The 14,775-nt window shown below is 51.8% G+C and carries 10 protein-coding genes; 7 read left to right on the top strand and 3 right to left on the bottom strand.

All coding sequences use genetic code 11. From position 1 onward, the window contains the following. Window positions 1-9 precede the first annotated feature (9 nt). The 7 genes from HF324_RS29105 (at window position 10) to HF324_RS29075 (ending at window position 10,761) form a co-directional block, all read left to right on the top strand. Entirely contained in the window at window positions 10-798 is a 789-nt protein-coding gene (locus HF324_RS29105) for a hypothetical protein (RefSeq protein WP_168806862.1), read from the top strand. Next, window positions 774-2,837, top strand: coding sequence for a ComEA family DNA-binding protein (locus HF324_RS29100; protein ID WP_168861457.1), 2,064 nt, complete (start codon window positions 774-776; stop codon window positions 2,835-2,837). Before HF324_RS29105 ends, HF324_RS29100 begins: the two co-directional genes overlap by 25 nt. 447 nt (window positions 2,838-3,284) lie before the next feature. Next, window positions 3,285-6,515, top strand: coding sequence for a SusC/RagA family TonB-linked outer membrane protein (locus HF324_RS29095; RefSeq protein ID WP_168806857.1), 3,231 nt, complete (start codon window positions 3,285-3,287; stop codon window positions 6,513-6,515). 24 nt (window positions 6,516-6,539) lie between these two features. Beyond that, window positions 6,540-7,877 (top strand): SusD/RagB family nutrient-binding outer membrane lipoprotein, encoded by a 1,338-nt coding sequence (locus tag HF324_RS29090; protein ID WP_168806847.1) that lies wholly within the window; start codon window positions 6,540-6,542, stop codon window positions 7,875-7,877. An 85-nt stretch (window positions 7,878-7,962) separates the two neighbouring features. Then, window positions 7,963-8,277 carry a DUF3467 domain-containing protein gene (locus tag HF324_RS29085; protein WP_078667062.1) on the top strand — a complete coding sequence of 105 codons (315 nt, stop codon included), beginning with the start codon at window positions 7,963-7,965 and terminating at the stop codon, window positions 8,275-8,277. A 7-nt stretch (window positions 8,278-8,284) separates the two neighbouring features. Continuing rightward, entirely contained in the window at window positions 8,285-9,358 is a 1,074-nt protein-coding gene (locus HF324_RS29080) for an Ldh family oxidoreductase (protein ID WP_168806845.1), read from the top strand. Window positions 9,359-9,486: 128 nt separating this feature from the next. Next, the gene (locus HF324_RS29075) at window positions 9,487-10,761 is read left to right on the top strand and encodes an aspartate kinase (protein WP_246269318.1); all 1,275 of its coding nucleotides are present in this window, start codon (window positions 9,487-9,489) and stop codon (window positions 10,759-10,761) included. 61 nt (window positions 10,762-10,822) lie between these two features. Here HF324_RS29075 and HF324_RS29070 read toward each other — a convergent pair whose 3' ends face one another. From HF324_RS29070 to HF324_RS29060, 3 genes are all read right to left on the bottom strand, one after another. Then, window positions 10,823-11,284 (bottom strand): RES family NAD+ phosphorylase, encoded by a 462-nt coding sequence (locus HF324_RS29070; RefSeq protein WP_168806841.1) that lies wholly within the window; start codon window positions 11,282-11,284, stop codon window positions 10,823-10,825. Between the two features lie 5 nt (window positions 11,285-11,289). After that, window positions 11,290-11,742, bottom strand: a complete 453-nt coding sequence (locus tag HF324_RS29065; protein WP_168806839.1) for an Xre family toxin-antitoxin system antitoxin — start codon at window positions 11,740-11,742, stop codon at window positions 11,290-11,292. Between the two features lie 74 nt (window positions 11,743-11,816). Beyond that, window positions 11,817-14,774 carry a DNA polymerase III subunit alpha gene (locus HF324_RS29060; protein ID WP_168806837.1) on the bottom strand — a complete coding sequence of 986 codons (2,958 nt, stop codon included), beginning with the start codon at window positions 14,772-14,774 and terminating at the stop codon, window positions 11,817-11,819. Window position 14,775 lies beyond the last annotated feature (1 nt).

Here is a 14,775-nt window from a genome sequence, read left to right as displayed (position 1 = left end):
ACCCTCATCATGAAACCAATGTTACTGACCATTGTTTGTGTGCCATACTTTCTCGTAACGTATGCACAATCTTTTTGGACGCCTGCGGGGAAAGACGCCGCGGCAGGCAGCTACAGCCGCCGTTTTCAGCAGGTGGCGTCTGCGGCTTATCATCCGGCCGGGTTGTCCTGCCTGCGCACTTTTGCCGCAGGTATTTACGCCGAGCAACGTTTTTTATTAAAAGAGATACCATTCTACCAGGCCATGGCAGCCATTCCGGTGGGCGCCGGCGCTTTCGGCGTGCAGCTGGCGCGTTTGGGCAGCAGCGCTTATTACCGGCAGCAAGTGGGCCTGTCCTATGGGATACGGCTGGGGACCAAAGTGGGGCTGGGGCTGCAGGGTAGTTCTTTGACGGAAGTAACGTCCGGGTACGGCAGCCACAGCGGTCTGGCCGTTACCGGGGGACTGCTGTGGCATGCCGGGGAGCAATGGCATACGGGCATCCGCATCAGCCACTTCCGGCCCGGAACGACAGTATATAGCGCAGGTATCGGATTTGAAGCATCATCCGCTTTTTTGCTCAGCGCCGAAATAGGAAAAGCCGGCCATGAAACCGCCTGGCTGAGCGCAACAGCCAGCTACCGGATTGCTCCGCCGCTGGCATTGCAATGGGGATTCGCCACCGGTGCACCCTTTCAGCATGCCGGTATCACCATTCATTGGCACATGCTGCAGATCATGTTCGCAGCGGGCTTTCATCCGCAACTGGGCATCACCCCTTCAACCACTATCATATGGCAGCGGGATGGTGCCGAATAACCGCGGTGTTACTGCTGCTGTGTGGTAGCTGGGAGAAGGCGGCCGCCAGGCAGGAAACGGAACTGCCCGTCGTCATGGAAAACGCACTGGAAAATGCCACAGCGGTATCAGATGTTCCTTCAGACGATGATGAAAACTGGCAACAGCTGGAGGATTTCAGGCGGCACAGGATACAGCTGAATACCGCTGACGAGGCAACGCTGCAATCGTTAGGCATACTGACAGACATACAGATCGGTGAACTGCTGGCCTACCGCCGCCTGTTGGGAAACCTGGTCAGTATCTACGAACTGCAGGCCGTGCCGGGGTTTGAACCTGCGCTGATACAACAGCTGTTGCCCTACGTAAAAGTAGGGAACGACCTGATGCCGCACTATACCCTGCGTGATTATCTGCATAAGGGCGGGCATACGCTGTTGCTGCGGTACGGCCGGCAGCCGGAGAAGTCACGCGGATACCAGCGTACAGGTGCTGCGGCGACCACTTACCAGGGAAGTCCGGACAAGGTGCTGCTGCGTTACCGGTACAGCTTTCCGCGGTACGTCAGCTGGGGCGTTACCATGGAAAAAGATGCCGGCGAGCCCTGGAGCGGTTTTCCGCGGCAACGGGGATTTGACTATTACAGCGCGCATGTGTTTGTTCGTAATACTGCATGGCTGAAGACGATCGCACTGGGAGATTATACGGTGAACTTCGGCCAGGGGCTGCTGCAATGGCAGGCGCAGGCCTATGGAAAGGGCGCTGCTCCTATGCAGATAAAAAGGGAGGGCGATATTTTGCGGCCGCACACCTCCGCAGGAGAAAACAATTTTTTCCGCGGGATAGCCGCTGCCTGGGAGCAGGGGCCGTGGCAGGCCACGGCTTTTGTTTCATGGCGGCGGCTGGATGGCACGCTGGCATCTTCCGTTGATGAGGAAGACAGGAATACCACGGCTTTGCAGCGTAGCGGTTATCACCGCACGGTGGCGGAGCTGTCCCGTAAAGGCGCCGTACAGCAGTGGAGCAGTGGCGCCAATATCCGCTATCAACGCCATCGCTGGCAGGTAGGGGCCAATATGGTGGCTCACCGGCTTGATCCTTCGCTGCAAAGGGAACTGAGACCATACAGCAGTTTCGATTTTACCGGCGGACAGTTGACCGGTATCAGTATAGATTATGCCGCCTACTGCAGAAATGTTCATTTGTTTGGAGAACTGGCGGCCAGTGATAACGGGAAGCCTGCTTTTGTGCAGGGAGCACTGGCCAGCGTAGCACCCATGGTGGATGTGGCGATGGCGTACCGTTATTACGACAAAGCCTATCAGTCATTTTATGCCGCCGGCTTCGGCGACGGTTCCCGGACGGCGAATGAACAGGGCTGGTATACCGGCATCAGCCTGTTACTCAGCAGGCGGTGGAAGATAGAGGGGTATGCCGACTTCTTTCATTTTCCCTGGTTGAAATACCGCGCCGATGCGCCGTCGGGCGGGCGTGATTTTTCCGCGCAGGCGGTGTATACGCCTGATAAACGCAGCAAGTGGCTGCTGCGTGTCACTCAGGCTACACACGCTGAAAACAGCCGGCTGCCCGGCAATGCTCTGGATGTTTTATCGGATGTAACGTCAACGAATATACGTACACAGGCGGATATAGCCTGCGGCCGGAACTGGCAGTTGCGCATAAGGGGCGAACACAGTATTTATGCTGCCGATAGTGGAAGAAAAACGGGCTGGATGGGGTACCTGGAGGCAGCCTGGCATCCGCGCGCCTGCCCGCTGGCGCTGAATGCCCGGCTGGCCCGGTTCGGCACCGCAGATTATAACTCACGCATATATGCCTATGAACGCAGCGTATTATATGACAACGCCGTATCGCTGTTGTATGGTAATGGTTGGCAGTACTACCTGAATATAAAATGGAAGGTAAACCGTCGTTTGGCTTGCTGGCTGCGGGTGCACCAGGCGATTTATCCCGGGCAGCAGACGATCGGAACCGGGCCTGAAATGGTGGACGGCAACAGAAAAACGCTGTTCCAGTTCCAACTGCTCCGGTCATGGTAAGTATTACGGAATCCCGTATTAAATTTATTCAATTTAAATATTTGATTATTAGGTTGTTATGTGCTTTGTGTCTTTTGCTGTTAAAAAAATGTTAAGCGCAAAGGAGCTAGAAAGGTTTTTTTTTATAACTTGGGGATGTTCAACCAAAATCTAAATCCTAAAAAACTAATCAAACCAATGAGCCGCTTTTACCTTAAAAAAGCTGTGCCCTCTAACGGTGGCTATTCCAACGTGTTATTTTTATTTGCTTATTTGCTTGTTTGCTTGTGACCACATTGAAGTGTTTTTGCTTGTCACACCGTAACGTTTAATCAGCGCCCGATCAGGAGAACTATATGCCGGTAGTGGTATATACAATCGTATTGTATATATCAGGATTAGGACAACGATATATAAAATGCCGGACGTAGGTCCGCTTTCTTTTTCAACCAAAATTTGAATCTTTTTATGAAAAAGGTTTTACTCCTTTTTGCCATGCCTATGGCAATTGTTAGTCTGGCCTACGCGCAGGAGCGGCAGGTATCAGGCACAGTAAAGGGCAGCGACGGAAGCCCGGTACTAATGGCGACCATACAGATTAAAGGGACGACCACCGGTACCACCACTGACAAACAGGGAAATTTCCACCTCACCGTTAAAGACGCGAATACAGTACTGGTCGTAAGAAGCGTGGGCTTCCTTACCCGCGAAGTAACGGTAGGAGAGAATACTACATTAAACATCACACTGCCGGTAGATACCAAAGCACTGCAGGAAGTAGTGGTAACGGCGCTGGGTATACGCCAGGAGAAAAAGGCCCTCGGCTATGCCGCACAGGATGTAAAAGGGGAAGAACTGGTCAGAACAGCTCCTTCCAACCCACTCAGTTCCCTCTCAGGTAAAGTGGCGGGCGCCAGCATCGTTACTTCTTCCGGTACGCCCGGCGCTCCGGTGAGAGTGCAGCTTCGTGGTGCTACTACCATCATGGGCAGCAACCAACCCCTGTTTGTAATTGATGGTTTACCGGTAGATAACAGCGAATCCAACACATCCAGTGATGGCGCCGGTACTGCGGGCGTACTCCAATCCAACAGGATGGTGGACATCAACCCCGACGACATCGAAAATATCACTATCCTGAAGGGACCGGCCGCTGCCGCTTTATACGGTAGTATGGCGTCTAACGGCGCGGTGATCATCACCACAAAGAAAGGAAAGAGAAACCCTGACGGCAGGTCTTTTAATATCTCCTATGGTATTACCATGAACTTTGACAGAGTAAGCCAGCTGCCGGACAGACAAAACAAATACGCACAGGGCTACGGCGACCTTTCTCACCCCGGTGATGCCGGTGGTCCCAAAGCCTACTCGTTCGGACCGGCCATCGATACCCTGGTGTTTGACGGCAAGCCGTACCTGTGGGACAGAAACGGTATGCTGGTTGGCAAAAGCCAGAACCCCGGCGGAAAACCGGCGATCGCTTACGACCCCTATGATTTCTTTCAGACTGGCATAGGCACACAAAACAACCTGGCCATCAGCGGAGGCACGACCAACCTGACTTACCGCGTGTCTGCCTCTATCTATAATCAGAAGGGTATGATCCCGCTCACTGATTTTAAAAAGAATACCATCGCTTTCTCCACAGACTATAAGTTCTCCGATAAATTCTCTGTGTTCTCTACCATGAACTACGTGAACTCCGGCGGCAAACGTGCGCAGCAGGGTAGTAACCTGAGTGGTATCATGCTGGGCCTCCTGAGGACAACACCTACTTTCGATAACTCCAACGGCGTAACGGATCCCACCGATCCGGCAGCTTACCTCCTGGGCGACAACAGCGGCGATCAGCGCAGCTACCGCGGCAGAGGTATCTATGATAACCCTTATTGGACGGTAAATATGAACCCCTACAAAGATAACGTGCAACGTTTCTTCGGCACTGTAGGCGCTGTTTATAAACCATTTGAATGGTTGAGCATCACGGAAAGATTCGGTGGAGACTACTCACTGGACAACCGTAAACAGATCTATTCCAAAGGATCCGGCGGTTTCCCTGACGGTCAGTACTTCGAAGACCAGCTGAGCACCCTGGTGATCAACAACGACCTGTTTGCCACCTTCACCAAGAAATCAGGTAAGTTTGACTACTCCTTCCTCGTTGGTCAGAACGTGTATGACTACAAAACCAAATATCTGCACACACAAGGTGACGGCCTGAGTGGTAACGATTTTCAGGGCATCACCAACACCGGTAGCAATACTTTGTCTATCAGCAATTCCCAGCAGCGCAGGGTTGCGTTTTATGGTAAAGCAAACGTTGCATTCAACAACTACCTGTTCCTTGAGCTGACTGGCCGTTATGAAGGTAACAGTACCTTGCCCACACAGAACCAGTTCTTCTTCTATCCTTCCGGTAGCCTGGGCTACGTATTTACCGAAGGACTGGGTATCAAAAGCAATATTCTTTCCTATGGTAAAGTGCGCGTGGCTTTCTCCAGCGTAGGTCGCGGCCTGAATCCATACAGCCTGCAGACATACTACGGGCGTACTGCTCCCGGCGATGGCTGGACCAACGGTATCGTTTTCCCGTATAACGGCCTCGTAGGATATTCCAAAAGCGGCACACTGGGTAACCGCAATCTGACTGCGGAAAAAACCAACCAGTTTGAGACCGGCGCGGAATTGCGCTTCTTTGATAACAGGGTTACACTGGATTATACCTACTATAACGGTAAAAGTAAAGGCCTGCTGAACCAGGTAAGCATCGCTCCCAGCAGCGGTTACAGCTCTGCGTTCCTGAATGCTGCTTCTATGCAGAACCATGGCCATGAAGTAACACTGGGCGTGTCCCCCATTCGCAGTAAAGACCTGGACTGGACCATCACCTTCAACTACTCTCAAAACAGGAACAAGGTACTGGCGCTGGCTGAGGGTATTGACCGCTTCGACTTCAACGGCTTCACCGGTATTTTCGTTTCCGCCATTGTAGGTAAACAATACGGTTCCCTTTATGGCACCGGTTATGTGAAAGATGCGCAGGGACGCCTGGTGATCAACGACGAGGGTACGCCCGGCGACGGTTCCTATGGCTACCCGATCGTATACGATCCATTGCAATACCTGGGTGATGTAAACCCCAAATGGTCCGGCTCTGTAGGCAATACGCTCAATTACAAAGGTGTTATCCTCAGCTTCCTTATTGAAACCAAACAGGGGCAGAATATCTGGAATGGTACCTGGGGCGCTATGACCAACTTCGGTACCAGCGCCAATACGCTGGCAAGAGGTAGCCAGACCGTGTTTGAAGGTGTGAAAGGACACCTGGACGGCAACAACAACGTAGTGACCAAAGGAGAGAAAAACGATATTAAAGCAGACCTCAATGCAGACTACTACAGCGGTGTAGGCAGCGGCTTCGTGGTAAACGAACCGTTTGTTCAGGACGCCAGCTGGGTAAGGCTGCGTGAAATATCTGTCGGCTACAGACTGGCAGGCTCCAAAGTTTTCAAAAAACAAAAGCCCTGGTTCAATGCGGTAACGCTGACGGCTATCGGAAGAAACCTCTGGCTGCATACCAAATATACTGGTGTAGATCCGGAAACAAGCCTGTTTGGTACGCAGGAAGCGCAAGGGTTTGACTACTTCAACAACCCTGGCTCCAAAACCTATGGTTTCAGTGCAAAATTTGAGTTCTAATTGAAAAATCGAAAAACAGAAGTTATGACTATTCTTAATAAAACACTTGTCGCTGCCGGTTTCGCTGCCCTGCTTACTTTGGGTACCGGTTGTAAAAAGTACCTGGATGTGAATACGGACCCGGACAGACCTGTAGATGCTCCTCCTGCAGCGATCCTTACCGGCGCCGAAGTTACTGCCGGCTTTGTGCTGGGAGGCGCTGACGTTGCCCTCACCGCCAGCCTGCTGTCCAACCAGGTAGATGGTACCAGCCAGCAGTTCAGAAACTATCAGCTGTACCAGATCGTGGCGGATAACCTTTCCAACTGCTGGGGCAGTATTTATCAGGGTACGCTGAATGACCTGGTGGAACTTCGTAAAATGTCAGAACCTAAAAAATGGTATTTCTACAGCGGCGCCAGCAAGGTGTTGACTGCCTATGTATTGGGTACTGCTACAGACCTGTGGGGAGATGTGCCTTACAGCGATGCTTTTCAGGGCCTGGATGCCAAATTCAAGGCTAAATATGACAAACAGGAAGATATTTATAAAACGATCGACGGCCTGCTGACTTCGGCGATCGCTGACCTGAAACAGCCGCAGCTGGGACCGCTGCCGGGAGCCAATGACGTGATCTTTGGCGGAGATGCCGATCTTTGGATCAAGTTTGCCAACTCTTTCCGGATGAGGACAATGATCCACCTGACCAAGAAAGATCCGGCCGGTTATGCCCAGAAAGCCATTGACGCTTCCAATGCAGCCGGTGGCATCATTACCAAAGTGGAAGAGCAGGCGGCGGTAGCTTTCCTGAACGATCCCACCAGGGCCAATCCGATACAGCAGTTCAATGCGCAGCGTACCGGTTACGTTACCTACGACCAGTCGTTTATGATCCAGCAGATGACTGCTTTGGATGATCCGAGAGTAGATGCTTATCTGAACGGAGGTTTCTACGACTCCAAAAACTCACCGGTGTATTTCATCACTGTGTACGAGCTGGATTTCATCCTGGCAGAAGCACATGCCCGCCTGGGGCATGATGCGCAGGCGCAGAGCTTCTATGAAGCAGGGGTGAAAGCCTCCTTTGCTTCCGTGAAACTGGATGCCACCGACTATCTGACCAAACCGGAAGTGAAATATAATCCGGCCGCCAGCGCCACAGATAAACTGAAGCTCATCATGACGCAGAAATATTACGCGATGTACCTGCAGTCAGAAAACTTCACTGACTGGCGCCGTACAGGCTTCCCGGTGCTGACTTCCAAAAACCCGGGCAAGGAAATTCCCAGACGTTATCCTTACCCGCAGACAGAGTTGTCTTATAACAAAGCAAACGTGCCTACCGGTATTTCACTCACTACCAGAATGTGGTGGGACCAGTAAAAAAGGCCATTTAACCGCTTTCCATAAAAAAAGAGGGCTCATTGAGCCCTCTTTTTCTATTTTTGTAGGGCTAAATCATACAGATATGGAAAATCAGCACGAAGAGCAGAATCAGCTTAACATCGAGTTAAACGAAGAGATTGCAGAAGGGCAATATGCCAACCTCGCTATAATTACCCATTCCAATGCCGAATTTGTAGTGGATTTCGTCAACGTGATGCCAGGTCTGCCAAAGGCCAAAGTCAAGTCCCGCATCATTCTCACCCCTCAGCATGCCAAGCGCTTCATGAAAGCATTACAGGATAATATCAAAAAATATGAATCTGTTCACGGCACCATCCAGGACCAGGAACCGGTTTCTGTACCCATGAACTTTGGTGGTCCCACCGCTCAAGCCTGATTGTACCATGGAACATATTTATTCTTATCATCATTTGACGGAATTCACCCGCGAAGTATTCATTCGCATGGGCTGTTCCCTGGAACATGCTATGCTGGCCAGTGAAGTGCTGGTTGCGGCTGACCTTCGCGGAATTGATTCCCATGGCGTCGCCCGGCTGTCTGGTTATGTGCGCTTATGGGAAGCCAAAAGGATCAACGCCCGTCCGGACATCCGCATCGTACATGAAACGCCCAGCACCGCGGTGGTGGATGGAGACGCAGGCCTCGGCCTGGTAGTGGCGCCTTTTGCCATGGAAGTCGCCATCCGGAAAGCAGCAACAGCAGGCACCGGCTGGGTAAGCGTTAAAAATTCCAACCATTTCGGTATCGCGGGTTACCACGCTATGAAAGCGTTGGACCACGACATGATCGGAATGGCCATGACCAACGCCAGTCCGCTGGTAGCGCCCACCTTTGCGAAAGAAAGAATGCTGGGCACCAATCCTATTGCAGTGGCCATCCCGGCCAAAGAGCAACCGCCGTTCGTAGCAGATTTCGCGACAACGACCGCGGCTAACGGGAAACTGGAAATCCTGCAGCGCAAAAACCTGGAAGCACCCTATGGCTGGATCCAGGATAAAGATGGCAATCCCAGCACCAACCCGCATGAACTCAAGGACGGCGGGGCATTGCTGCCGCTGGGGGGCGACCGTGACCACGGAAGTCACAAAGGGTATTGTTTGGGAGCAATAGTTGATATATTTTCGGCCGTCCTTTCAGGGGCCAATTACGGACCATGGGCGCCTCCTTTTGTGAGCTTCCTGCCGCTGGCCCCCGATCCGGTAGGAGAAGGCCTGGGACATTTCTTCGGCGCCATGCGCGTAGACGCGTTCCGCCCGGCCGATGAGTTTAAATCCCATATGGACACGTGGATCAACCGCTTCAGAGCGGCAGTGCCCGTGGAAGGAAAAGAAGTGCTCATCCCCGGCGATCCGGAAAGGGAAATGCAACACGACCGGCTGCAGAACGGAATTCCCGTACTGGCGCCGGTAGTAAAGGATATGCAGGAGGTAGCTGCTAAATTCAAATTGAACTTTTAAATTTCTATCATTCATATAAACCGCCGGGAAGCAGGCCTGCAGGCTCATCTCCCGGTAACAGGCAAAAACAATATATTCAGATGAAAGTGTTAAAATTTGGTGGAACCTCCGTGGGAAAACCAGAGCGCATGCATTCAGTAGCGCAACTGATCACAGCAGATAATGATCAGAAAATTGTGGTACTGTCTGCCCTGTCAGGCACCACGAACGCACTCGTGGAAATCAGCCAGTCCTTGTCAGAAGGTAAAAAAGCACAGGCGAAGCAGCAGATAGACAAGCTGGAAAGCCATTACAGGTCTTTTTGCGATGAGCTGGTGAAGCAGGAGGCTGGTCGTGCCAGCGCTAAAGCCATCGTCGATGAACACTTCGAATTTCTGAACATCATCCTGAAGATATCTTTTAACGAAGCCTTGAATAAAGATATCCTCGCACAGGGTGAACTGTTGTCAACCCGCCTGTTTTGCGTATACCTCGAAGAAGCCGGTGTGGCCGCCGTATTGCTGCCGGCGCTCGATTTCATGAGCATCGACGAATACGAAGAACCGGAAATCCCTAAAATTAAAATCAAACTGGGCAACCTGATCAACCAGCATAAAGGACAATCCGTTTTCATCACACAGGGCTATATCTGCCGCAATGCAAAAGGCGAAGTAGACAACCTGAAACGTGGTGGCAGCGATTATTCCGCCTCCCTGATCGGCGCTGCTATCCAGGCAGAAGAAATTCAGATCTGGACAGACATCGACGGTATGCACAATAACGATCCGCGCGTAGTGAAAAAAACCTTCCCGATCGAGCAACTGTCCTTCGACGAAGCAGCCGAGCTGGCTTACTTCGGCGCTAAAATTCTGCACCCGGCTTCTATCTGGCCTGCCCAGCATTTTAATATCCCGGTAAAGCTGCTCAATACCATGCAGCCCGAAGCAAAAGGCACTATTATCACTGAAATGCCGAATGGCAACGGTGCAAAAGCCATCGCAGCAAAAGACGGCATCATTGCCATCAAGATCAAATCCAGCCGCATGCTGCTGGCTTACGGCTTCCTCCGGAAAATATTCGAAGTATTCGAGAAATACCGCACCCCGATCGATATGATCACCACTTCCGAAGTGGCCGTATCCCTGACGATCGACAGCCAGACGCACCTGGACCAGATCCTGAAGGAGCTGCAGCCGTTTGGCACCGTAGAACTGGACCACCACCAGAGCATCGTTTCCATCGTAGGCAACGAGGTGGCTGCTACGCCTTCTATCATCACCAAACTGTTTGATGCCATGGAAGGCATTCCTTTACGGATGATCTCCTACGGCGGCAGCAGGCATAATATTTCCATCCTGGTCAACGGCCAGTTCAAGGAAAAAACACTGCAGGTGCTGAATAAAGGGCTGTTTGGTCTGGAGTAGACCGATGCATCTCAACATTACTGTATAAAAAGGGGCGTGCCATCCGGTACGCCCCTTTCGTTTATACTTTTCTCAACCGCTGATCAAACACAAACGGCTGGGTGTCCGTAATCGTGATACGACCGGCATCCGGATGCTGCGGATTGATGAGATAGTTATTTTCTTCGGCGATCACTACGGAAGGGATCCTCAGCACGGCATAGCGTGCTGTGTCTACCCACTCGTCGCCGATGGCCTGCAGGGCCGGAAATGGCGCCAGTGATTGCCAGCCGGAGGGAAGATCTTTTTTGGTAAGGACTTTAATGGCGATATCGTCGGGGATGTGAATGGTGGCGATACAAAAGTCCTGAATGATATTTTTTAGCGGAATGTGCACCAGTACTTCCAGCGCTGACAGCGCCCTGCTGCCGGCTGTATATACCATCGAATGCCCCGGACTGTTCCAACGGCCGCCGTACAAACGGGAGCCAGTGCCTGTCAGGTCATTGATATAGGCACATTTGCTGATCCTGTAAACATCCATGATCGTTACGCGAATATTCCGTGTTCAATGCGTCCCAGTTCGTCTTCAATCAGCTGGAAGCCGAAAGTGGTGTCTAACAGGGAAATAGGAAGTTGATAGTTGAAGGCGGGAAGCGGCGTGCGCATCCACTCTTTGAAGTTTTCCAGGCTGCCGAAAACTTCCGTCCCCCGCTGATACAGCCGGGAGAGGAGGATAGCCCGCTCGGAGGTGTCGGCAGACAGTTTGGCGTCGTCTGCATAACGTTGCAGCGTTCTTTCTGAAATATGCAGCACCTGCGCCAGCTCTGCCAGTGAAAAGGAAAGCTGACGGCTCAGGTTTAGTAAGGCTCTTTTTAACACTCCACTGCGGGAGAGTTCAATAAAATCGTAATATCCACTGCCCGAAACGTAGGCTGCGCCCGGGTCTTCCACAATCATCAGGGTGTTTTCCTGCACCTGATATTTTCTTGCATGTTTCATAATTCCCGACATTTGACACAAAAATACAACAATTTGTCGTGATTTGCATTTTTTTCGCCTTTCTTCAAAAAAACTTAACGTTGGAATTTTTTATCCTCGAAATACCCGATTTTTTTCATTTGATTGATTTCCAGGGTGATAACACCGTATTCGGAGATGGCTTTTCCCTGTAGTATATAAAAGCCGCCCTTCTGAAAAGGATATTGACGCAGGCTGTCCGGGAAATGGACGGTATCAATGAAATTTCCTTCACGGTCGAGAAAGGTGCCAAAGCACATCGGCTCTCCCCGGGCTGTTCGCATGGGCTTGGTCGTAACAAGATAGCCCAGCGTAATGACCGGCTGATTAATATACCGGTGGAACTCACAGGCAGGGATATACGCCGACTGGTCATGGTCCAGCACTTCAAAGGGGGATGCCAGCGGAAAACCCAGGAGGTCTATTTCATCAAAAGCGTCTTCATGCTGATGATAGGCCAGTTCCGGCAGTTCACAGCTAACAGTTGCCGGTTTAAACAACGACAGGTTGTGAACGCCGGCAGCGCTTTGCTGTCGTACCAACAGGCTGCTTTTCCACAGCAGTTCCTTTTTGGTTTGACCGGTAAACTGGAAGCAGCCAATGCGGATCAGCAATTCCAGTTGTTCCGCTCCCGGGGAGATACGGTTGCAGAAATCTTCCAGGTGCAGATAAGGTCCGCACTGACGGCGTTCTTCCAGTATTCTTTCTGCGAGTGCCTGTTCGAGTCCTTCCACATGTATCAGGCCTACATATACCTCCTGTCCTTTGATATTGGTGGGATAGTCGCTGTTATTAATACAGGGCGGATGGATATGGACGCCGGTTTTTTTCAGTTCCCTGAAATACAGTTCCCGGTTATAAAAACCGCCGAAGTTATTAATCACCGCTACCATAAATTCCGCAGGGAAATAAGTTTTCAGATAGAGGCTCTGATAGCTCTCTACGGCAAAGCTGGCGGAATGGGCTTTGGAAAAGGAGAAGTTGGCAAAACTGGCGATCTGCCGCCATACCTCCACGGATACTTCATACGGTCGCCCCAGTTGTGCGCAGTTGCTGAAAAAACGTTCCTGTATCTTTTCAAAGTCTTTCGAACCTCTGTATTTGCCTGCCATGGCGCGCCGCAGTGAGTCTGCATCGGCCAGTTCCATGTTGGCGTACTCATGTGCCACTTTGATCACATCTTCCTGGTACACCATAATGCCGAAGGTATCGCTGAGCAGTTCCCGGATAACAGGGTGAAGATACGTTACAGTAGCGGGGTTGCGGTAACTATGGATGTATTGTTTCATCATCCCTGATTGCGCCACGCCCGGCCGGATAATAGAGCTGGCGGCCACCAGGGTGAGGTAGTTGTCACATTCCAGTTTTTGCAGCAGCTGTCGCATAGCGGGTGATTCTATATAGAAACAGCCGATGGTGTTCACCTTTCTCAGATTTTCTTTCACCTTTTCATCCACCGTAAATGCCTTTACCTGGTGGATGTCGATCTCCACCTGCTTGTTTTTCCGGATGATGTCAATGGCGTCGCGGATATGTCCCAGGCCGCGCTGGCTGAGGATGTCGAACTTATACAGGCCGATGCGGTCTGCCTGGTGCATGTCCAGTTGAGCGGTGCTGAATCCTTTGGGAGGCAGGTAGGTCGTGCAGTACTGATGGATAGGCGCATCGCTGATGAGGATGCCGCCGGCGTGAATGCTGAGGTGGTTGGGAAAAGATTTTTCCTGGTCCATCAGTCGGCTGAAATGCTGTATACTGCGCTGGATATGGTCTTCCTTCAGTTGTATGTTGAAGCCGTTCTCCAGTATCTGATCGATTTCTTTTTTAGGGAGGCCGTATACTTTGCCCATTTCCCGGATGACAGCATTGGTTTGAAACGTGGTGACGGTGCCCAGCAATGCGGTGTGGGCATCGCCGTATTTGTCAAACACATACCGGATGATAGCGTCACGGTCGCGCCAGGAAAAATCGATATCGAAATCCGGGGGCGACGTGCGGTAGGGGTTGAGGAAACGTTCAAAAAAGAGGTTGAGCTCTATCGGGTCCACATCCGTTATTTTGAGGCAGTAGGCGATGATGGAATTAGCGCCGCTGCCGCGTCCCACGTAGAAAAACTGCCGTTCCTGTGCATAGCGGATAATATCCCAGGTGATCAGGAAGTAAGCTTCAAATTCCTGTTGGGCGATGATGTCCAGCTCTTTCTCAATACGCCGTGCTGCTTCCGCATGATCTTTTCCGTAGCGGTATTCCATGCCCTGGTAAGCGAGTTGCCGCAGCAACGCCCGGTCTTCCTCTACGTTGCGCAGGAAAGATTTCCGGTTGCGGGGCGTATGCAGTTCCATGTCCACCTCGCAGGTTTCGAGGATGCGCAGGGTGTTGGCCACGATATGCGGATGCTGTTCGAAGTGCTCCACCATTTTGGCCGGATGAATGAACTGATCGAGGATAGTGCCGGTGGTATGCGGTTCCAGCCGGGAGATCAGGATATTCTGATCGATGGCGCGGAGCACGCGGTGCAGTTCGTAGTGATCATTGTCCTGGAAGGTAACGGGATGCATTACCACCAGCTGATGGCTGATGCTGGCGGTGTCCACGCGGAAGAGTTTATTGAGGTCGCGGGGTTTGATACCCAGCAGTTCGTGTGGTTGCAGTTGTGCCGGCGCCACGGCGCCCCAGTCGTACACCGCCCAGGTGCCGGGCAGGGCGGGGGCCCGGTCGGGAAACGGTGTTTCTTTGCTCAGGTGTTCAGAGAGAAAGCGGTTGATCTGATACCAGCCTTCCTGGTTACGCGCCAGCAGCAGGTATCTGAAAGTGGACTGGTTGCGGCATTCCAGGCCGAGTACAGGTTTTATCAGATGCTGGCGGCAAAGTTCCGCAAATTCCCAGGCATCGGAGGTGATGTTGATATTGGTGAGGGCCAGCGTGGTGATGCCCAGCTGTGCGGCTTTCCGTACCAGCATTTCAGCGGGCATGGTACCGTAGCGCAGGCTGAAGAATGTTTTGCAGTTCAGGTACATG

It is taken from the genome of Chitinophaga oryzae (assembly GCF_012516375.2).
GTDB classification, from domain to species: Bacteria; Bacteroidota; Bacteroidia; order Chitinophagales; family Chitinophagaceae; genus Chitinophaga; species Chitinophaga oryzae.
This window is presented reverse-complemented; position numbering and strand designations above follow the sequence as displayed.